Source organism: Bacteroides sp. AM54-2NS, assembly GCF_003602935.1.
Lineage (GTDB): Bacteria > Bacteroidota > Bacteroidia > Bacteroidales > Bacteroidaceae > Bacteroides > Bacteroides xylanisolvens.
In genome coordinates this window covers 11849-35439 of the sequence record NZ_QTMZ01000047.1, presented here as the reverse complement: position 1 = coordinate 35439, position 23591 = coordinate 11849, and the positions used below count along the sequence as shown (strand labels likewise).

Here is a 23591-nt window from a genome sequence, read left to right as displayed (position 1 = left end):
CATACATAAACGCATCTCATATTTATAATAAACTTTGGAGTAGTTTATTATAAACGGTATCCATGTTTATTAGAAACTCCAAAAGCTGATTTCCGGTTTTTTATTTCTATTTTTTACAACAAGAAGGCTGCAAATTTTGTAAAATTTGCAGCCTTCTTGCTTATATCCAGCCCACCATTCTTAGTGTATGCTAGAAATATTCTCTATATTTGTTGTAATATTATATCATTTAAGTCACTAGTTTCATACTCTTTTATCTGCTATTTACAAGGTTTAGATTCTTTTTTCGACTATAAAGATACAACATTTAAAAGCATTTGTCAAGAGATACATCTTATAAAATACCTCCTCCAAGCATTTATAAAAAGTATTGTCCTTCTTCTTTTAACCTTTTACGCAACAAAACAGTATCAATTTTATGAACGTCATTCCTTGTCTGTTTGATGGCATGCACAGCAGCCATTCCAGCGGCTTCCCCCGTCACCAGACAAGGAGGCATTACCCGCAAACTTCCAAAAGCCTCTTCATCAGTAGAGATACAACGACCAGCCACCAATAGATTCTTTAATCCTTTGGGTGTCAGACAACGATAAGGGATTCCATGCGACTCTCCTTTTTTGTAACGTGTCTCTTTATGGCCTGGCTTATGAACATCAATATAGTAACAGTTACGTCCGATCTCATCTTCAAACGTTTTGCGTTCCAGCCAGTCCTGAAAAGTAAACGTATAATCCCCTTCAATCCGACGGCTATCTCTGACTCCCAGCAAGGAGGCAGTCTTCACTACAAAAGCACTACCAAAAGCCTTGGGCCGCACTTCTTTCAGTGCTTCCAAATATTGCTCTGCTATCTGCCTACCGATAGCCATTGCCCGCGTAGTATCCCATGGATCGGTCGAATCAACATTATCAATATGCCCTGCATTGAACTGAACCACATCCGGACCAATCAGATTACTATTGAAATGTTTGCCTATCAATGGATATTTTCCGGACTTAATCACATCATAAATAGGACTATTCTTGTTACTCGTATGTAATGAAGGGCCTATGAGATTATAGTGATAGCTATCGACATTGGCAAACGAGAAACATAAAGTAGAACTTTGCACTACTCCATCCTCTCCTCCTTTTTTAAAGGAAGCACCTGCCATGCAGCCACATCACCATCTCCTGTTGCATCAATAAAGACTTTCGCCTTGAATGCGACAAGTCCGGATTTATTTGCCACAATGATAGCGTCTATTGTATCATTTGCTGACATCTCAACGGCTGCAACCCTCGAAAAGAAAAGAACCTGAGCTCCCGAATCAGCGACCATTTGATCATAAACCTGCATCAGATATTCGGGATTTATGTTCACCCAGTTCAACTTCTGTTTTCTCTCATGAGGCACTCCTTTTTTTGATGCCTCGAATATCTTTTCCGCCAATCCCCTATAAATGATTTTCTCACCATCCGAAAACGGACACCATGCCGGAACCATCCCTGCAGTTCCCATACCACCAAGTTGCCCCATTGCCTCAATCAATAAAGTCTTAGCACCTTCCCTAGCTGCAGAAATTGCAGCGGTACATCCACCAGGTCCACCACCGATTACAATAACATCCCATCGATCGTCCACCGCAATCTTAGTATTCTTCAGACGTATTTTAGACTGTGGGGTATCGCCATTCACATTAAGGGCAGGAACTGCAAAAGCAGCACTAAGCAGCCCGGCTTTTTTAAGAAAATCTCTTCTAGACGTCATTACAAATTAATTTATTATAATTACTTTTTCATAAAAGTCTCTGCACGCCCTGGTGTAAACAGCTCCCACAAAGAAGCAACAGTCCATCCGGGCGCAAAAATATCATTATAGTATCCTTTACCATTCTTTCCATAATCCCAACTTGTATGTTGGACAACCTCCGGATAATAACCTACCTTTGCAATACCGCACATATGCCCTTCATAAGGTAATAATTGGCGCATAGAAGTTGAAATTACTTCTGCAAAATCTGAAAAGCGAGACTCGTTATACTCGTTCGACAGCCAACGAAGCACATCGGCAAATTCAAACACAAAGACATCGATATGATTATTTTCTACTGATACATTTCCCCAGCCACGTGTTTTCAAACCAATATCACCCAGCATCTGACCGGGAGCAAAAGGAACATCCCACAAATAATACCATGATAAGGCAAAATAAGCGGCTTGCTTTGTCAGGTCAGCATAATGTTTATGTTCCTCTCCCTTAGTAACCAATGAAAGATAATAAGTAGCAGTTGCAGCATAAAGTGATGCTTCTTTATCTTCACAATTCGCATCAAGGTAGATGAGAAATAATCTGCTTTAGAAATCAATTCTTTCTCCAGATAACCTGCAGTCCGCTTAGCACTATCCAAATAACGTTTATCCTTGAAATACTTATATCCCATCACCAAAGGCAATGTAGCAGAAGGAGTGCTTCCCCCACTTTTATCTACAATAGTGAAATCGTCACGAAACTTACGTGGAAAACTGCCGTCAGCATTTTGCAATTGCAGAAACATATCCAGCATTTTCTTCAATCGTTGTTCCCATTCCGGATGTTTACGTCCTTTTTCTTTTTCATAAGCCAGGAAATGGAAGATTGCATAAAGCCCTTCTGACTGACGACGGATGCTATGAACAGGATCTTCAGAATTCTTATCAAAATTAACCGATTCCTTGAAAAAGCCTGCCTCTGTGAAACCATTCTTCAGGTAACTATCAAAGATTTTAGTACTATTAGCCTTCAAATCCTCCCGGTTACATTCCCAGCCATATTCCCAAGCATTGAATGCATTCAGAAGAACACGACCGATAAAACCGACCTCTGCCTGCCCATTACTTGTACATGCGTCTGTCCTAAGATGTATGCCCGAATTATACACCAACGGATATTTATCGACAAAACTACTTACAAAGAATTGGCTAAGAGTCTGCTTCATATACTCAATTGAGTAGGGAGTATCAACAGGCTTGGGAGAATATGTATCATAACAATATTCCCAGGTATGGCGCACAAAATCAGAATAGTCTTTGACTTCACCTTCAACAATTTGCCAGGTCAACAAAATAGTTTCTCCTTTTTTCAGAAGCTGATAAGCAGTCACAGCCGGAGCTAATGTCAATTTACGAATATAACTTTTGGGAGCTTCCCGATAAGGAAAACCGAAAGAAAGAGTAGCAACACCACCTTTATTTTCAAATCCGGTATACCCCAAAGATGTCTTATCCGAAAGAATAATCTCACCTTCCCGATGCGTGGCCAAAGTGCTGTTTACAAACTTATCCAGTCTGTTGACAGTCATAAAACGTTGTGTCTTCTCACAGAAAATTCCCGTAAGAGGTGCACTTAACCTGTCTTCGCTTACAATCCAACTATCTGATGTATGGAATGAAGGAGCCTCTTTGGGTGAACGTAGATTACGTCGATACCAGAACCCCGGCATATAGAACAGGCAGTCATCATGACGGAAGCCGGTTGCCATCTGTTGATTGTAATTAAAATAGACATCTTCCAATGCAGTGATAGATACACTAATACGTAGCCCATCATTACCAGTAACTATATTTTGAGACACAGTCAACGGCATCTTTTCCGAATTCTCCAAATAATAAGTGCCATTATTATTCTGCGATTTCTGAAAAGTCAATGGATAGTGTTTCGCCCCATTTCCAGGTACTTTCAAAGAAATAGATGCAGAAATCGATTCCGGCACATTATTAAAAGCCTCAGCAATAGTGGCACATGCCACAAAAGCCATCCCACAAAGTAAATATTTCAAACTCATATAAAACATGATTGCGAATCAGCCTGTCTGATTCCGTTTGTACTAAATTGTTAAACCAAAGTTAAGGAACATCCTTCACATTGAATAAAAGAAATTGAGCTATAAATAAAAAAATTATCCAAATCAAAAGAAATATCTCCCAAAAGCCTCAATTACTACTCAATACCGGAACAATTACTTTTCCATTAGAGCGGCAGCACACCACAGATAAGGTCCTTGCCCATGATAATCACCCGTGCGGCGTGGACGGTCATAATAATACTGTTTACTGTTCTTCTTATTCGTGCCCACGCAAATTTCTCTCACTTGATTTTTATCATTAAGATATGAGACTAAAGCTATCCACGCCTTACGAGCAGCAGGAGCATATTCTTCAGCATTCAACCATCCATTCTTAACTCCCTTGATAAAAGCAAAAGTGAACATAGCCGATCCGGATGTTTCAGTCCAACAGTCAGACTGGTCAATCAACTGATTCCACAAGCCCTCCGGATTCTGATATTTCTTCAGACTTTCCATCATTGTCCGATAGCCCTCCAAAATACGAGGACGGTCTTTGTGATTTTTAGGCAGACACTGAAGTAATTCCGTCATTCCGGCAGCCATCCAGCCATTTCCGCGCCCCCAATAATAAGGTACATCCGGTGCATGATAGAAAAGACCGTTCGGACGTTGCAACTCATCCAGATACATCACCATCTCTTTAGCTGCACGATCAATATATTTTTTATCCTTCGTCACTTTATAAGCACGAGTCTGCACGATTGTAATCATATACATATCATCAATCCACAAACGTGTTTGCCAGGAATATCCTTTTTCAGCCCATTCCTTTTCCTCCGGTTTCGCATTTGCAGGCACTTTCCATTGAGAATCGGCATAAGGCAATCCTAAATACCAATATTTCTTATCCTTCGTCACAAGATATAACTCAAGTGGCAAACTCCCAAACATATTCACATCAACATGATTCATAATAGGTTGCAACGCTTTCTCCTCGGTAAACAGAGGTTCAAACTTATCTTGCAAACGATTGAGAAGTTCTTTATCTTTTGCAAGATAAGCATACCGTAAAGCCCCGTTCCAATAGAAAGTCTCCGGATAACCAATCCATTTTCCGACATGAAGCGCATGTTTCTCTGTCAGAAAACGATAGGCCAATCGCTTACCTATTTCCTCCGGAGTAGAGCTCCGGGAAATCTTTCAACATACTCGTTTGAGCAAACAACAACTGAAAAGGAATAAAAAATAATAATATTAATACCTTCTTATACATAAATACCTAATCTTTATTTATTCAACAATATATCTTTCGATTCAACATTATATCCATCTACCCGCAAAAGCATCTTATCAACACCTTCTTTACAATCTACCTGAAAACGGATTTCTTTAGATTCACCGGGCATCAAATAAAAATATCCGTCATCAAAATAAGCTGGACGAATGGGCGCATCTGTTTTTGCATTCCTCAAAGTCAATGCTATTGCGGCTGCCAGATATTGTCCTGGATTTTTCACAATAAGTTTACCCTCATAATGATTTGCTTTTTTCGCAAAATTCTTCACAGATACATTCACCAAAGCAATCGGTAAATCAGTCAAAACCTTTCCATCCCATTCCTTTTGATTGAGCCAATAGACATTATCATCCAACAACTTTCCATTATTTGTTGTCAATACCAGCTTTACCCAACTGAAATCAGGAAGACCTTTTATATCCTCTAATTGTGCTACAGGAGTCAGTGCATTAGCTGTCACATGACTTACCTTCTGTTGTGAGGAACGTATCTTTTTTCCTACTTTATCGTAAACCACGACTTCCACTTTCAAATTCCGATATTCTTTCAGCGTAGTATTAATAACATCAACTTTATGTTGACTATTAAGACTCATCTGAATATGAAGAGGACGGCACGCCTTTTGAGTGCCATAATAGGCACCGGCAGTTTCGCCATTTGAACTGTAATTCTGCCAAACCATACTGGGCCATGCAGGATGGCTCATCCACAATAGCACCCCGGAAGCATCATTCCACATCTTACTATTCCATGCTTCAAAAATAGCCCGATGGCTTTCGTAATTAATCAATTGTGCTTTCCGACAAAAATCATCCAAGTTATCAGAAGGTCCCAGTTTACGATCCATCCCTTCCTTATAAAGCTCACTAAAAGTCTTACTACCATATCTATGATTATGCCAGTCGTGATAATACCAAACATCACTAATGGGCCATGTATCCTCTTCCGCCATAAACTCACGAACTGTTTCAGCCGTAGGTAGCGAAGGAGTACCCACTTCGGATCGGAATCCTCCTGCTAAAGAACGGTAGTACCAGCCTGCATCAAACTGATAACGCCAAGGCCCGCTTCCTGAACTATTCAATGAACGGGAATTTCCTGTATAATGCCTGCTGCCGTCCTCTTTAGCTAAAGTGGCGGCCAACATGTACTCAAGTTCATTGGTTGCAAATCCTTCATTACGTGCACACCATAAAGCGATAGAGGGATGATTGCGGAAACGACGTACTGTTTCGGTCACATTTCTAACGAACAGGCAGTTATCCAGCGGATTGAGGTTAAACCCATCTGTCGAAAGCCAAAAATCATTCATAACCAACATTCCGTACTCATCACAAAGCTCATAAAATACTTCTTCCGTACTCTCACCCGTCCAGTTACGAATCATATTATAATTCATATTCTTATGCAACTTCAAGGCAGGTTCCAGTCGTTCCCGGGAAACTCGCTTCATACCATCATCCATTCCCCAGTTACCTCCTTTACAAAAAATCCGTTGTCCGTTCACCTTTATAACCATATATTCTTTCATCAGTGAATCTTTTATCAACTCTATTCCTTGTGAAGATACTGGTTTTAATAAATAGGGGACAAACTCTCCATCGTAATTCGTATAGCGAACTTTATTATCTGTTTTCTTACGTTTCACAGTATCAAAAGCGGGTTTTCCATCCTGCAAAGCAGCAGTCGGATTATAGTTCAAACGCACTATAGGAGAGTTATCCTCGTATGCAGACAATTCATACTCCAACTCACGGATACCGATACGCATCTTCTTTACGTCAAGTGTGTCCTTACCTGATGAAATCAGACTTAAAGATGCATCATATAAATACTGTTCTCCATACCCATTCGGCCACCAGAGACGTGGATTCTTCATTTGCAGTTCTTTGCACTCATTAGAAGTCAGCTTAATCATCCTCTTTTCATTTGCATTCAAAGAAACCGGATAAACAGCTGACACTCCGCCAATATTAAAATGCAAATTAGCAGTACGAGTCGTTTTAGAAGAATTATAAATCTCCGTCTGAACGATAAAATTGACAGAAGTAGTGTCAGGCAAAGGCAAATCCGTAATAACATGTGTATCAACGATTTCCAATTCATTTCCAAATTTGATTCTGACATCCTGCCAAATACCCATGTTTCGGTCGCGTATGCCGGGAATCCAATCCCAGCCTTCTGAAGAAATAAAAGTAGGACCATCCAGGCACAATGCTCCACCATTGGGACCAATTCCTTCTTTCCTATTTGCCTCGTGAGGAATACCGGGATTATTAGGCGGAAGAATACGAATGGCCAACAGATTCTTTTTATCATAATCCACCCAAGGAGTTATATCAAAAATACCTCTTTCAAAAGCACCGGTCATCGTTCCTAATAATTGCCTATTGAACCAGATCTCCGCTTTATAATTGATTCCATTCAGAATCAACTTCACTTTCTCTCCCTTTTTATTACGAGGAATATTAAAAGAATTGCGATACCACCAGTCCATCCGGCAAAGCGTATCGGGAATCAATAAATTATTAAGTCCCCAATAAGGATCAGGGTATACACCCTGATCCACCAATGTAGTTAATACTGTACCTGGGACTGTTGCCGAATACCATTCGCTTGTATCTAAATCTTGCGCAACTACAGATTTTTCAGCTGCTCTGGCTTTATACCCTTCTATCATTTCCCATCCTTTGGATAGTTGATACTCCCAATCGGAAAGCGGACTCAATTCTCCGGGTTCTATCACCTTCTTTTTAGGATTAGCTGTTTGAAACGAATGTTTTGAATGAGGTATTACCTCGGAACTCTGCTTGCGGGGCAGACCAAAATTCCATTTCAGTTTTTGCGAATAAATACATTCTGTAGAAGAACACAGAAAAATAGCAATACAAGCAATATATATATTCAGCTTTATTCTCATTGTTTTATAATCTACTATTTAATCTTCAACTTCTTTACATCATCACATACGGCGACTGCTACCCGAGAATCCGCACAACCGTAATAGAGGTATAATTTCCTTTTGTGATATGCAAGCCCCTCAATAAATACTGTTCCATCTTTGTACTGTCCGCTCTTCTCAAAAGGAGCCTCGGGAGCAAAGAAAGGCTTATCCAAACGATCCAATACTTTATAAGGATCGTCACCATCCAATAACAGCTGTCCGGCACAATAAGCATTGGCTGGATAGTCAGCATCTCCAGTTTTACCACTATTCTTACCATTATACATAAGAACAATACCATGTTTGGTACGAACAGCCGGAGGACCACATTCTGTCAGCAAACTGTCAAAATGCCCTTTACGAGGTTGTATAATTTTCATTAGCTCATTCTTCTCATCCAAAACCGGATACCAGTCAATCAGGTTATCAGAAGTAGCAGCATATACCGCATACTCTCCCCAATACATCAAATACTTACCGTCAACTTTATCAATGACCAATTGATTTCCTTTCAATTTTGTTAGAATAGAACCTGACTTGCAGAAAAGATTATTAAATCGACCGTTATATGCCTTATCAAAGGCAAGTCCATGCTTTGTCCAATTCTTCAAATCTCGGGAAGTAGCTACAGCAAGACGCGCTTTTTTTCGATTCCATGCCGTATAAAGCATCACATACAATCCGTCTTCGGTCATAGCCACACGGGGATCTTCGCAGCCCCCCGGCCAATCTTGATCTTTAAAATTATCTTCGGCAGGAAAAAGAACAGGGCTAGCCATCCTCTTCATCTCAATCCCATCCTTACTTTCAGCATAACCAACACGTGAAGTTCTTTTACCTATGCTTGAGCCGAATTATCTTCTGCGCGGTAAAGTACAATAATTTTTCCGTCTTTTGTAGTAGCAGCCGGATTAAATGTATCACTTTCTTCCCACTTCACTTGCTGTTTCCGCATCGGACAATAAAATTCTGTCGGTTGCGGTGATATGACAGGATTAACTCCTTCCGGACGATGGAACGGACCAATCACCCAATTATTATCCTGTTCTTCCTGAGTAGTATCTAAAGAAGGTGCATTAGTAAATCCACATGCTGATAATATACCGACTACACCTATGATAAACTTAAGTTTCATCTCACTTCTTTTTAATGATTAAAATGATTTCTCTACAATATCAATGATTGATTCTACAATCTACCGAAACAAAGAAAGCAGAATCAATTCATATTCTTACTTTTCTACTTCAATTTATATTCCTGCTTATTTATATTCCAGCCTTTCAGTGCCAACACAGCTCCATCTTTCAACTTTCCTTTTGCGGTTTCAATGGTTACCGTTTTCTTTTCACCCGGCATCAGGGAGAAGAAATTATCTGTATAGAACGACGGACGTATCGGACTCATCTTTGAATTCAGGAATTGCAACTGATTAAAGAAAGCAATCTGCCCGGAGGTATTTCTCAAAGTAATATCTACAAAGTAATTGTTATCATCTTCTCTTACTTTATAGGTAAGTTTCACTTTTGCCTGCTTCAGTTTACTCAAATCTTCAAAACCTGAAGCAGCCGGACCGGTCAAAGTCTTGCTTCCTTCATATTTGTCATTGGAGCGCCAATAGAAATTGGAAGAAACATCTTTTCCATTTTCATCTTTCAGAATCAGTTTAATAAAGTGAACTTGAGATATGTTTTCCGGGAAACGAATAGTCAGCGCATCATTCACCACTCCATCCGAAGGCAGATTAACCACTGCTGATTCTTCAAATACTTTCTTGCTGTTAATATCGTAAACCTGTGCTATCACTTTATAATTCTTAAATTCACGATAATAATCATTCACTACAGACACTGTATTTTTCAAATAGTCAAACTGTGCATGTAATGGCTCTAAAGAGTTGGCAGTATGATAAAGGGATGCTGTCGGTTCCAGAGACCAGTCCCACATACGGGAAGCCACTTGAGGCATAGAGCAGTTATGATACCAAAACAAAAGTCCGGAACAGAAACGATCACCATAATCCAGCTTATTGTAGTTCCATACTTCCCAGATACTCTTCGAATTAATAGCTCCCAACAGTTGTCCTTTCTGTGCAAACTCATCAATGGATGATGATTTTCCGTAGTTATTCACCAAGTCTGTATACATAGTACTCATCAGATGGAAACCATTTCCATCCAGATAATCCCATACTTCCTTATTAATAGGCCAAAGGTCTTTTTCATCCATCATTTCCCGGAGGATTTCCACAGTCGGAAGAGTAGGTGCACCGTATTCCGGATTAAATCCGTCTACACGGCTTCCTCTGGGAGAGGCCGTATTTTCATAATGCTGCATCGGATTTACCTGTTTGTAAGGACTGCCATCATGCACTCCTTCACATTCGGACTGCATCTGGAAGCCACGTGTACCATCCAGTTTATTCAGTAATTCAGGAGTACCGGTAACTTCTGTACTCTCATTAGAAGCAACATAATAAGCCAAAGAAGGATGATTACGAATACGTTTTACGGTAGATTCCACATTACTCATATAAAGGCCCTTGTCATGCGGATGACGAGTGTCACCGGTCATCCAAAATTCTTGCCATACCAACAGTCCCAATTCATCACACAATTGGAAGAAATAATCAGACTCGGCAATTCCGCCTCCCCACATTCTTAAAAGGTTGACACCGGACTGACGGGAGTAGCGCAATTCAGCATAAGTACGTTCATCTGAAGTTCTCAACATGGCTTCCGGTATCCAGTTGGTACCACGAATAAATAATCGTTTGCCGTTCACATAAAAGACACGTGATTTATCGGGAGTCTTTCTATCCGAGACAATTTCACGAATACCGAATCTTGTCTTTACAGAATCACAATCTTTACCGTCAACTGATACTGTCAGTTTCAGATCATATAAGTTTTGTGGTCCTTTATTGACAGGCCACCACAATTTTGGAGAGTTAATAATCAGTTGCGGGAATTCTTCGGGGGAGAAGGTTGCTGTTTTTTCTTCTCCACGCATCAGTCGGAAGGTCTTTTCGAAAGTGATATTTTCACCCACAATTTCACCCTTCACCTTGCAACTGATTACCCGGTTACTGGTCGATGGATTGATAATTTCAACCGATACAGTCTCACGAGCCTGGTCATAATCAGGTTTTCGCAATTCAGATTTAACGAAAGGATGGCGTAATGCTACTCTGCCTGTAGCATAGAGGGAAATATTTTTCCATATACCTGTATTACGGTCACGGATACCGTCCATAAAGGTAAAGTCCCAACCTACCGTCATCAACATGGTAGTATTTAAACCAATGTTACCGTTTCCACCGTTATGGAATTCGCCGGCTGCTCCCCAGGATTTCGGCTTCGCACTTCCGGGAACATCTACCGGATAGACCTTTATAGCCAGTCCGTTTTTTCCTCCGATTTTCACAAAATCCGTAACATCAATATAGTCCTGAATAAACATACCGTTCATTGTGCTCAATAAGTTACCATTCACCCATACTTCTGCCCGGTAGTTGATACCATCCAACTGTAACCAGACAGTCTTTCCCTTGAATGACTGCGGTACTGTAAAATCTGTCCGAAACCAATAGGTGTAAAAGTCACGTCCGGTTTCAGAAATATCCGGTATCAATTTAGATTCAATCTTATTATTGATTCCATAATAAGGCTCCGGGTATTTTTGGTTATACACCAAAGAATTCAAAACTGTTCCGGGAACGATGGCCGGCATCCAATTTGTAGTTGCATAATTGGATAACGAAATCTTTTCTCCGGGATCTGTTGCATCTCCAGCTTTTATCATTTTCCACTGGTAGTCGCCCTGATGACCAATTTCAGAATCAAGCCAGATGCGTTGCGCATTTCCGACATTGTTCTTCCCATTCTGTGCTGTCACTACTGCAGCAAAAAGTAATAATAAAATCGGGAAAAAGGTTTTAGCAATGTTGTGCATATTCGTACGTTACAATTTATTTGTTTATATAATCTTAAAAGTCTAAAAACGGATGAGGACAAAAATAGTGTTTTCTAGCTGTCCGGTATGCCAAAAACAAGTCAATAAATGAAATTTGAGTCCCAAAATCTTCGAAGATTCTGTAATCCCGATTCTGATTGGCAGATGCAAGCGTAGTTTTGGCAATGGGCTCACGACCCAATCCCAAATGATAACGCTTTCCTTGATGTGCTTCCAAAGCTACAATCAAGTCACGAAGACTTTCACGATTACTGAGTTGACCGAACATCATTGCAAGTAACTGACTCCAGCAAGTGAAATGTTTCACATAACGATTGCCATCATACTTGTCTACAAGTCTTCTGAACTTATCATTGTTCAAGAATTCTACTAACTGAGCGAAAACATATTTATCTTGGTTCATTTGAGGTCACCTTAATTGACCTCAAAGGTATGATTTCAAATCGTCGCGACTAAAAAGTAGTATCTAATAGACTATATTTCAATTATTTCAAAGAACTATTTATCCACTTTTACGGGACAGTAATGACATTAATTATTAAAATTGATTATTAAAATTGATTATTCTTCCAATAAAGCAACAGTACACCAAAGATATGGAGCTTGGCCATGATAATCACCTGTATTACGTGCTCGGTCATAATAATATTGCATATCATTTTTTTTATTGGTACCCACACAAACCTCTCTGACTTTACCATCTGAATTAATATAAGTAATCATTGCCAACCAAGCTCTGCGAGCAGCCTCTCCATATTCTTTTACAGACAACCAACCATATTTCACTCCCATAATAAATGCGTATGCAAACATTGCCGAACCTGACGTTTCTATCCAACAATCTGGTTTATCAATCAATTGCCGCCACATCCCCTCTTCTGTCTGATAATTCTTCAAACTTGCCATCATACTCTGAAAACCTTGTATGATACGTGAATAATATGGACTAGATTCCGGCAAAAAACGAAGCACCTCCGCCATACCAGCTGCCATCCATCCGTTTCCACGTCCCCAAAAATATGGGACATCCGGTGCATGATAGAAAAGTCCGTTCGAGCGTTGTAATTCATCCAAATACATTGCCATTTCTTTAGCGGCACGTTCGACATACTTCATATCACCTGTCGCTCTGTAAGCATGCATCTGTATAATGGTAATCATATACATATCATCAATCCATAAACGAGTCTGCCAACTATATCCTTTCGCATCCCATTCCTTTTCTTGAGTTTTCGCATTTTCAGGAATTTCCCATTGTGTGTCAGCATAAGGCATTCCCATCTCCCGATAACGTTCATCCTTGGTTATCAAATACAGTGTCAACGGAAGACTGCCAAACATATTCCGATCAACATGATTCATAACAGGCAGAAAATTCTTATCAATAGAAAAGAATGATTCAAATCCAGCTTTCAAAGGTGACATCAACTCATTATCTTTAGTCACTTCTGCATACTTCAATGCACCATTCCAAGTAAAAGTCTCAGCATAACCTAGCGTTTTTCCATTATGTTTACCTTTTGCAAAAAGATGCCCTAACCGCTTACCTATCTCCTTAGGAGTACTTCCGACTGGAAAGTTTATTAATGACGGAATATCAATAGTACGCTTAGCTTGCAACACCCATTCCAAGATCTCCAATCCCTTCCCCCCTTGATTATAATGAATAGTCAACTTATAATACTGATATGCTTCATTATTACTCAATGCCAGTAATTTCTTTTCCGCTTTTCCAAATGTTTGACGAACTCTATTGTCTAATTCTGTCCATTCTACATTGTCGTTCGACCCATAAAGAGACCATGCACCAGGTGCGTTTCCTTCTTTATTTCCAGTTGCCATTATCGAATAATAGCGTACCGTAACCGGCTCTTTTCCTTTCCAAATTATAGAGACAGATTTATTAGGAGTATAGAAAGAACTTGTCCAATCCCCATCAACCAAATTACCAATATTTTTGCCTTCAGGAGAGTCATCATATTCAGGAGAAATACTACCTTCTATCGGCATATTATAATTATCCGTATTCAACTGATACACATAAGTATATTTTTCTTTTCCTCCATTTCCTAAACTCTCCTGAATAGTCGGTACAGATTCTCCATCCTCATTGGAACAGTTATAAAAAAGATTGCCTAATATTAAGACTAAGAACAAATAAAATAATATTTTCCCTGTATAATATACTCGACTATTATTTTTCATCACATATACTATTTTTATTATTTACCTTCAAGTTCCAACATAGCCAAACGAGCTAATATTTCTACAAAAGCTCCCTCGTGAAGGATCTCCCATGAAGTATTTGTTTTTCCAACAAAATACTTATTACTCAACAGATTAGTATTCTGATTACGGCATTCAGATTTCCAAGCTTGCAACATACTCTTTTCAAATGCGGTTACATACTCTCTCCTCCCATCAATCTTATACAACTCTAGGAATCCACGAAACAATACAGAATAGAACCATATATGATCTCCATTGATACAATAAATCTTTTCTCTCAATTCTTTTGAATCATATAAAGTAAACCACTTTTTATGAGCTGAGCGGGCAATCTGCTGCGCATCAGTCAAATATTGTTGTTCTCCTGTTATATTGTACAACAAACACGCAGCTTGCATCGGCTGACCGGAATTATAGCTATATTTACTCTTGCCAATAGTCAATGAAGGAGTAATATTATCATAGAAAAGATAATCGCCCGGATCTTGCATATACTGTATTAACCATACATATAGTTCTTTAGCCTTATCCAAATATTTTTGTTCTTTTGTTATCTGATATAATTTACATCCCAACACCGCTGCCGGTGCAGTAGAACAAGTATGTTTATTACTGTAAACAGGTTTCTCTCTCCACAAAATACCTCCACCACACGAATTAGTATTTCCGACCATCAAATAATCCCAAACCATTTCTGCCTTCTCAAGAAAACGTTTCTCTTTAGTTTGTTCATACAGTTCCGCCATATCCAGTCCAATCCAGACATTATCATCATAATATCTCTCATTTCCATTTTGCGGATAAACTGCATAAGCCTTAAGATTATTGTCAGTTGTAATGAAACGGTTGATACTGTTGTACATACGGTCAGTCATATCTGCATACTTTTTTTGGTAAACAGGCACTCTAGAAGAAACCTCGCGCAAAGCAACAAAACCTGAAAAACCCGCTCCCTGCCCCCAAACAACAGCATCTCCATCCCAATACGGTCCGGTAGCAAGCGGATATTTTGTATTCCAACAGTCACGCGCTGATTTGCCAAAATAAAGATTCATCAATGAGGTCATCAGAATATCTGCTCTTTCCAGAAAATGTGTTCTCACCACCTCCTCTTCACGAAGCGGGGTAGCAATGACCGTCAACTCATCAGAACGTCTCCCATAATTATCGACTGCGACAGCAGTTATAATATAACTCCCCGGTTCAGAAACAACAATTAATAGTGTACTAACTTTTTCTGTAGCAATACGTATATTTTTCTTCGTGACGTTCTCAAATTTATCTCCCTCCAGTAAATAAGTGATTTCCACAGAAATAGCTCCGACTGGATTAGTCCAGCTTACTTGCAATTCATTCGCTCTCTCCGTTTTCTCCGCCATAAGATCGGCAACCGGAGGTACTATTTTTTGCCCCTGTCCGTCTTGCTTTCCATCATCTATTTCATCCATGACAGGCGAGCCGCCTCCACCACATGCACCTAATAATACAGATAAGAAAAAGATGCAGATACCTAACAGCATATTAAATCGGATATTTTTCATGACATTTCTGGCTTATATGGTTACTTTATTCTCACCGGTTCAATCGTTGCTCCTGTAATACTAATTACTCCTTTATCGGAGATATTGAAGTTACTGATATAAGAAGTACGGGGACCTACACTTGTCTCACTTGCATGAGCATGAAAGATATATTTGTAACTTCCATCGGCACAGACAAATGGCGCTCCATGTCCTGTACCGACCAAGCCTACAGACTTAGCAGCATCTTTGTCTCTCCGAAGAATCGGATTTCCACTATACTTGGTCCAAGGTCCTTTAGGAGAACTAGCAGTTGCATATCCTACAGCATAGTCTTTACTTTCATAATGGTTTGCCGAATATATCAGATAATAAGTATTCCCTTTTTTCAATAGCGAAGGACCTTCGGCAATCGTACCTTGTTTCTTCTCCCAAGGTTCAGTAGCACTTATACATTTAGTCAATGTTTCTTTTTTTATACTGGTCAAGTCGTCATTCATTTCCGCTACCCAAATCACGTTTCCCCCGGTAAATCGTACATAATAGAGATAAGGAGTACCATCATCATCTATAAAAAACGAAGTATCAATTCCTTTCTCATCTGCTACAATAGGCTGCCTTTCTCTCTGTATAAAAGGGCCTTCCGGGCTAGTAGAAGTAGCTACACAAATATGTTCCTCCACCGAATAGAACATATAAAACAAATTCTTTGATTTCACATAATACACTTCTGGAGCCCAATACCATTTAGTTCCCCAGGAATTTTCCGGTGACAAGGCCTTAATATTATTTCGCTTCCATTGCTTCAAATCTTCAGAGATATACACTTCGAAGCCGTTAACACGAGTACCATATGCATAGTATTTACCTTCATAGTATAACACAAAAGGATCAGCAATCGGCAATTTATACTCTGCTATTATATCCGGGTCAATCGCATCTTTTTCGGCTGGAGTACCTAAAATCATCACTTTCTCAGAACGCTTACCATAATTATCTACAGCTACAGCACCAATTTGATATATTCCAAATTCTGGTAATTGGAGTGTATATTTGCTATTTTCCTCACCATATACACGTACATTAGTAGTTAAGGAAGTATCCCCACCACCTACTACTAAAGCATAAGAAATCTCTACTAATACTGCATCTGAAGGATTTTTCCATTTCAGTTGCAATTCGTTAGCTTTTGATGTGGCAGCAGCAGTAAACTCAGTGATCGGATCCATGCTATCCTCCTGAACATCTCCGCTTTCCGTGTTTTTTCCTTCATCCAATGCTTTTTCATTATCATCATTACATGACACCAAGCATGTCATCCCTATAATAAACAAAATATTGAAGAGTATTCTTTTTCTCATACCTTTCCTTTTAAAAGAAGTAAATAATTAGGTTAAAAAAGGAGAAGACTTAAACAGATGTCAACCTTCTCCCTATAAGTTTTATTAGAATAGAAAAAGGGGGAGAACCTTCCTATCACATAGATAGAATCCCCCCCAATATTTATAAGAACTAAACAAACTTCAGTTTACCACTGAATCTGCTGATCTTCGTCAGGAATCAAAGTATTCAAATTACGCTGCATTGCCAAAGAACCTTCTACCACGTATTCAAGCTTTGTACCAGGGACAGTTGTATAATCCTTAAAAGAGTAATATAAATAAAGAGTAATATAAATCTTCTTCAGATAAGGCTTTAACTCATCCATCTCTTCATTCATTGTAAAGGTACACGCCTTTTTTTCATCAAGTTCTAATTCAATCTCTGGATTATCAGACCACACCTCTAACAATTTCGAATCCGTGCCTTTCTCCGGAAAACGAATAAACACTTTGTATTGTTTACGATCAAGATAATCTATATTTCTTGTACCCGCATAGATAAAAATTGTCCTATCATCTACCACAAACGCTCGTTGCGAAGATATAGTGAAAGGATTTTTCACATCAGGTTTAAGAAAAATTCGATATTGAGCCGCATCATACGTGCCTGAATAATCATTGAACGGAAGCAAACGCAACATAGCTCTGCGGTAGTATTTACGCGGATTTATCTGATAATCATAAGATTGGTCACCCAATATCTGTATGGGTAACACCCACTTATCTGCCTGATCAAGCGTCTCATCTAATTTAAATTCAATCGGCAATGTTGTCAAACATTCACCAGCCGGCATTTCTACAGACTCCGGCATACTATAGTACTTACTGGGCAGCTGTTGGAAATAAAGTTCTTTACGATGTCCATATTGTTCAATATTTAACCGTTCCAAAGTATCAGGATCCAAAGCAAAATGAATTGTATGAGATTGACTAGTCATAGTAGATCCACTCATAATAACCGGAAGATCATATTTTACCACTCCACCTGGCTTAAATCGAACATACGTCGTGGTCACTCCCTGATCATTAACACTCGCTTTGAAAGAAGCCATATGTAAATATTGTTCATCTTCCCACTCTTTATTACAGGATGTGCTACAAGCAATTAACACTATACCCCAAATTATATTATATATATTCCTCATTTTATTAATATCTAAAAAGTTATTCTGGATTTGTCCATCCAGGATTCTGAACCAGATTCACATTGTGTTTCAATTCAGTATGATCAATCGGACAAAGCCACATTTTTTCAGCAAAAATAGTCGGTAACGACGTACACATCACAGGCGTATGAAATTGATCAGCCATATCCTTTGATGCCAACATATTACAACCATATACAGGAGTAGTTTCTTCTAGAGGTGCATCTAACCAACGACGTAAATCCCAGTAGCGATGCCCCTCAGCAAAAAACTCAATCTGCCGCTCACGTTTTAACATCCTTCGGAATTCATTTGGATCATCATAAGCAGTTTCATGGCCTTTAACTTTATCATAATCAGGCAATCCTGCACGAATACGAATAGGCCGAATCCCCTTCTTCATTTCAGTTATGTCACGTTTAACAGAATGCATTTTACTACCATCCCAAGAAGGAACCTCATACGAACCCGTCAGTTCATTCAATGCTTCTGCATAAATTAACAATACCTCTGCATAACGAATGGCCGGGTCTGCTTTATGCTCAATACGATCAACATCATACGAATTTTTCTGCGTATAACTGATATCATTTGGATGTACATATTTTTTAATACCGATGCCTGTGCGAAGCCAATAAGAGGAGTTAGCATACCCATTACTTCCACCACGGTAGTAGAATACTTGTATATTTTTCTCCTCATCATGAGTGTTATCATTCAGTGCATTTAACAAATGCCATGTACTTCCATTATAGCCCACTGACGCATAAAAACGAGGCTCACGTTGCACATATTGTTTAGACACACCAACCCCCAACGGTCCCAGTTCAGGATAATCGGCTAATTCTTTCGTCTCTACATACCCCTCTGCTCTTGGACGGGAATCATAACGACCTTTATATCCATCAAACTCCTTATACACATCATTCATACCTGGACAATTCGTACCATCATTCATATAATAAGCATCACATTGCTTTTGGGTCATACCTTGCGAACCATATCCACCAGCACCATTACGTGGAAGTTGGTGAACAACCATAATATCTACACTTTCACGGCTTTGGTTCTTACCTCGAGTAAAAATTAGTTCTTCATTCTGACTTACTATAATACTTCCATCAAACATTTCACGATATGATTGAAAAGGATCAATATTTTTCCATCCATTTGGCCATGATTGATCGGAAAATTCATCATCATGTGGTGGAACAATTGTCGCTGGATATGCAATATCACCAGTATTACTATTGAAGTATGCCACATGTATGCCATAAATATTCAAATCCATCACATCTTTAGCTGCCGCCGCTGCCTTTGCCCATTTAGACTCATCATAAGTTTCGGGAAGCAAACGTTTCCCATCTTTATTCACCAAAGCTGAAGACACCACTTCTGGAGCTTTTCCATTAAATAGCGGACTAGCTGCATACAAAAGAATTTTGGCTCGTAAAGCTAAGGCAGCTCCTCTCGTCGGACGAAGCACCTCCTGTACTGAACGTTGTAATGGTAATCGTTCTGCAGCTTTCAAAAGTTCACCAGTAATGTAGTCCACACATTCATCATACGAATTTCTCGGGTAAGCTAATTCATCATATTCTTTTGTGTAATCGACCCCCTCATCCGGAATGATAGGCACTGGACCAAATGCACGAAGCATCAACCAATAATAGTATGCCTTCAAAAAATGCGCCTGCCCTTTAAAATCTGTGATTTCTTCTTCTGTAAATTCCTTATTTTTATCTATATTATTCAAGAATATAGCTACTTGACGAATACCCAAATAAGCATTCTTCCAAATACCACTACTGGAATTATTAACTCCACTTTCACTATATTGGCCACTCTTCCATTTCTCATAACCACCGTCTCCATAATACATGTCATCAGCAAAATTAAAAGGATAATCTCTCTTACTACAAACATCCTGTAAGTAACCATTACTTAAATAAGAATACCCTCTTGCTAACCACCTGTTTGTATAATCCCGATTGCTAAAGACATCTTCAATGCTCATTCTTTCATCAAATAGATAATCTGAATCTAAATAATCAGAGCATCCTACTAAAGAGGTCAATCCCACAGCGAAGGATAAAATTGTTATTATCTTTTTCATACATATTCTTTTTTTACAAATTAACAGATACACCTAAAGAAAGCGTCTTATTTAGCGGATACGACTTTCCTGTAGAACTTCCCATTTCCGGATCCCAAAGCTTAAACTTAGAGAAAGTGAGTAAATTAGTCCCAGTAAAGAAAATACGTACCGTATTCATATGAGCTTTACGAACTAGACTTGCAGGAAGTGTATAACCAATATCTAATGTCTTCAAACGAAGATAAGCTCCATTTCTAAGCCAATATGTAGAAGCACGATTATTATTATCATTCTTTCCATAAGTCAAACGAGGATATTCTGCATTCGGATCTTCATTGACACCTAAAATCCAACGATTGCCTTCAGCCATTTCTTTCATCACATTTCCCCAACCATCACCATCACTATTACCGCCGGAGAACATATAAACAGTAGAACCGTTTATAAAATAAGTGGATTTACCTACACCTTGGAAATGTACATTCACATCTAAACCTTTCCATTTTGCCGACACACCGAAACCATACGTAAAATTAGGTTTTTTTGTTGCACCAATTGCCACCTTATCATTATCATCAATTACTCCGTCTCCATTAATATCTTTGTACTTAATATCACCCGGCATAACATCACCAAATTGTTTTGGCCAATTACGAATTTCTTCATAATCCTTAAATAGGCCTAATGCAACCAGTCCCATAGCTTGATCAACCCGGTGCCCTTCCTGCATTTTATACCAGTAGACAGTATTTTCTTCATCACGCTCTAAAATCTCATTTTTACTATAAGTCATGTTTCCACGTATAGTCAAATCCACTTTGTCTATTTTATGGCGGAAAGACAAATTTCCATCAAATCCACGCGCTTCAACTATTCCGACATTGGCATAAGGGTGAATATCCTTTTCATTTGCTTTACCATCCTTATATTCCGTCCATGTACCCAATGAAGCGACCCAAGGTAGATAGTTACGTTCCATATAAATGCCTTCTCTTCGTTCATGAAAGTAATCTATAGAACCTGATAGTTTATCATCAAAAAATGAAAAATCTATACCTAAATCTTGTTTTGTGGATACTTCCCATGACACGTTCGTTGAAGCGACAGAAGTATAGCGCATACCACCATAATATCTGTTATAGCCAAAATCCGCAAATTGATATCCCCCAACAGGGTTATTTCCACTTACTACTTTTCCATCTTTGTCTCTCTCCAACATTGTTTCAAGATTATACAAATATGGGAAACGAGTATCTCCTAAATTATCATTACCTGTTTTACCATACGAATAACGTATTTTAAACATATTCACCCATTTTAAATTATCTTTAATAATAGATCTTCCGCCATATTCCATGCACCAGAAATAGCAGGAAAGAAACCGAAACGATTATCTTTATGGAAATTCTCCGAGCCAGTATACCCAAAGTTAAAATCAATAAAGTAACGATATTTCCAGTTATAGTTAGCACGTCCAGCTAATCCTTGATTACGCCGAGAAATACCATTCTTAAGATCTGTACCGATACCTTGAGTTGCTGTTTTTGCAGATTGTGAATACTTTACAACCGCTCCCACATGGTGATCTTTAAATCCACGGTTATAATGCAATTCCCATTCTAAAAACTCATTTCTTTTTCCACTTGAACCGGAAGTTTGTGTCATCTTCTTCTCCTCCGAAACACGAGTAAAAATCAAATCCCCATTTACATCACGATAAGGTTCTGCTTTATATAGTTCTGGCCACTTCACTCGTTTTATCCAATTGGAGTTTTCCGTATCATACCCGAAGCGTCCAATAAATTTAAGTCCTTTCGTAATAAAATCCAGCTTCTGTTCCAACGTTACATTTGTTTGAATATTATTCTGCCAACTTTCATTGTATCCAGTCATAGTAGCTTGCACCCATGGATTGATATTACCTTCCTTTGCAGTCCAAGAGGATACTTTACCATCTGAATATGTTATCGGCATCATAATAGAGTTATATCCCATCAACGTTGTCCAAATAGCATCTGTTCCTACACCCGGATCGTTCTGTTTACGTAATGAACCAGAAACACCAACTTTCAACAAGGTTGTTTTAGTTATATCAATATCCACATTCATACGATATGTCCACTTTCGGAAATTAGCATTAGTATTATATTTCTTCAGCGACTTATCTGTTTTGTACATACCTTGTTGATCCTGATAGCTACCACCAACATAATAGCGGGCAGTCCTACCACCACCAGTCATATTTAATGAAGCACGAGTGCTCCATGCACCATCTCGCAATATCAAGTCCATCCAATCCACATTCGGATATAAATCCGGATCAAGACCAAGACGGAATAATTCCAATTCTTCAGGCTGATACAAAGGTTCTTGATTACGAGTCGTCTTCGCCTCGTTTGCCATCGAAGCATACGTGTACCCATCTACAAATTCAGGAAGCTGAGTAAACATACTATAAAAAGTTTCGACTTTAGCATTTATGTTAATTTTCCCCTCTTTACCACGACGAGTATTAACCAAAATAACACCATTAGCTCCCTTGCTACCATAAATTGCCGTAGCTGAAGCATCCTTCAATACCGTAAAAGATTCCACATCTTCGACATTAATCTCATTCAAGTCGCGTTCAAATCCATCAACTAAAACCAATGCAGCATTACTAGCACCAAAAGTAGAGATACTTCGTATCCAAAACTCAGAAACAGAACCAGGTCGACCATTGGATTGCATAGCCTGGATTCCAGGAACAACACCCGCTAATGCATCAGCCATAGAAGCACTTGGGCTTGTTTTCAATGCTGCAACATCTACATTGGTCACAGCACCAGTCACAGCAATTTTCTTTTGTGTACCAGTACCAGTAACTACTACTTCATCAATAAGGGTAGCTTTAGCTTCCTCCATAGCTATATTTACTGTTCGTTGCTCTTTTACCAATACTTCCACTGGTTCATATCCAATATAAGTAAAAACTAATTTGTTATAAGGAGGCATTTTGAGTAGAAACTTACCATTTATATCGGTTATCGCACCTAAACCGGGCATATTCGCAATAGATACATTGACACCTATTAACGGTTCTTTGTTTGTATCAGTTACGATACCTGTCACTACAATCTCTTTCTGCGCAAAAGCATGAACCGAGAATCCGAGTAACATCATACATATTAATAAAATATTTCTCATCATAAGTGTATTT

Annotated in this window: 7 protein-coding genes and 6 pseudogenes; all 13 read right to left on the bottom strand. The window is 38.9% G+C overall.

All coding sequences use genetic code 11. The features are described from left to right. Positions 1–358 precede the first annotated feature (358 nt). The 13 genes and pseudogenes from DXA05_RS21225 to DXA05_RS21165 all read right to left on the bottom strand — a co-directional run bounded on the left by DXA05_RS21225 (position 359) and on the right by DXA05_RS21165 (position 23578). Positions 359–1749: pseudogene (locus DXA05_RS21225) on the bottom strand (FAD-dependent oxidoreductase). Between the two features lie 20 nt (positions 1750–1769). After that, a pseudogene (locus DXA05_RS21220) lies at positions 1770–3802 on the bottom strand (hypothetical protein). 174 nt (positions 3803–3976) lie between these two features. Beyond that, positions 3977–5078, bottom strand: a pseudogene (locus tag DXA05_RS21215) (glycoside hydrolase family 88 protein). 13 nt (positions 5079–5091) lie between these two features. Beyond that, the gene (locus DXA05_RS21210; RefSeq protein WP_074910486.1) at positions 5092–8022 is read right to left on the bottom strand and encodes a glycoside hydrolase family 2; all 2931 of its coding nucleotides are present in this window, start codon (positions 8020–8022) and stop codon (positions 5092–5094) included. Positions 8023–8036: 14 nt separating this feature from the next. Further along, positions 8037–9181: pseudogene (locus DXA05_RS21205) on the bottom strand (glycoside hydrolase family 130 protein). Between the two features lie 104 nt (positions 9182–9285). After that, the gene (locus DXA05_RS21200; protein ID WP_074910483.1) at positions 9286–11997 is read right to left on the bottom strand and encodes a sugar-binding domain-containing protein; all 2712 of its coding nucleotides are present in this window, start codon (positions 11995–11997) and stop codon (positions 9286–9288) included. A gap of 124 nt (positions 11998–12121) precedes the next feature. Further along, a pseudogene (locus tag DXA05_RS21195) lies at positions 12122–12421 on the bottom strand (DUF4372 domain-containing protein); the annotation flags it as partial. A gap of 158 nt (positions 12422–12579) precedes the next feature. Beyond that, positions 12580–13659: a glycoside hydrolase family 88 protein gene (locus DXA05_RS21190; RefSeq protein ID WP_225450947.1), complete on the bottom strand. Its 1080-nt coding sequence runs from the start codon at positions 13657–13659 to the stop codon at positions 12580–12582. A gap of 581 nt (positions 13660–14240) precedes the next feature. Continuing rightward, the gene (locus tag DXA05_RS21185) at positions 14241–15788 is read right to left on the bottom strand and encodes a glycoside hydrolase family 76 protein (RefSeq protein WP_081357956.1); all 1548 of its coding nucleotides are present in this window, start codon (positions 15786–15788) and stop codon (positions 14241–14243) included. 20 nt (positions 15789–15808) lie between these two features. Next, positions 15809–17128, bottom strand: a complete 1320-nt coding sequence (locus DXA05_RS21180) for a family 43 glycosylhydrolase (RefSeq protein ID WP_074911422.1) — start codon at positions 17126–17128, stop codon at positions 15809–15811. Between the two features lie 167 nt (positions 17129–17295). Beyond that, a complete protein-coding gene (locus DXA05_RS21175) occupies positions 17296–18294 on the bottom strand; it encodes a DUF4973 domain-containing protein (RefSeq protein WP_074911421.1) in 999 nt (332 codons plus the stop codon). 19 nt (positions 18295–18313) lie between these two features. After that, a complete protein-coding gene (locus tag DXA05_RS21170; protein WP_074911419.1) occupies positions 18314–20410 on the bottom strand; it encodes a RagB/SusD family nutrient uptake outer membrane protein in 2097 nt (698 codons plus the stop codon). A gap of 13 nt (positions 20411–20423) precedes the next feature. Beyond that, positions 20424–23578 (bottom strand): annotated as a pseudogene (locus tag DXA05_RS21165) (TonB-dependent receptor). Positions 23579–23591 lie beyond the last annotated feature (13 nt).

Excerpts from the sequence above, each read along its gene's own strand:
- DXA05_RS21210 (WP_074910486.1), bottom strand. The coding sequence starts at position 8,022 with ATGAGAATAAAGCTGAATATATATATTGCTTGTATTGCTATTTTTCTG.
- DXA05_RS21200 (WP_074910483.1), bottom strand. The coding sequence starts at position 11,997 with ATGCACAACATTGCTAAAACCTTTTTCCCGATTTTATTATTACTTTTT.
- DXA05_RS21185 (WP_081357956.1), bottom strand. The coding sequence starts at position 15,788 with ATGAAAAATATCCGATTTAATATGCTGTTAGGTATCTGCATCTTTTTC.
- DXA05_RS21180 (WP_074911422.1), bottom strand. The coding sequence starts at position 17,128 with ATGAGAAAAAGAATACTCTTCAATATTTTGTTTATTATAGGGATGACA.
- DXA05_RS21175 (WP_074911421.1), bottom strand. The coding sequence starts at position 18,294 with ATGAGGAATATATATAATATAATTTGGGGTATAGTGTTAATTGCTTGT.
- DXA05_RS21170 (WP_074911419.1), bottom strand. The coding sequence starts at position 20,410 with ATGAAAAAGATAATAACAATTTTATCCTTCGCTGTGGGATTGACCTCT.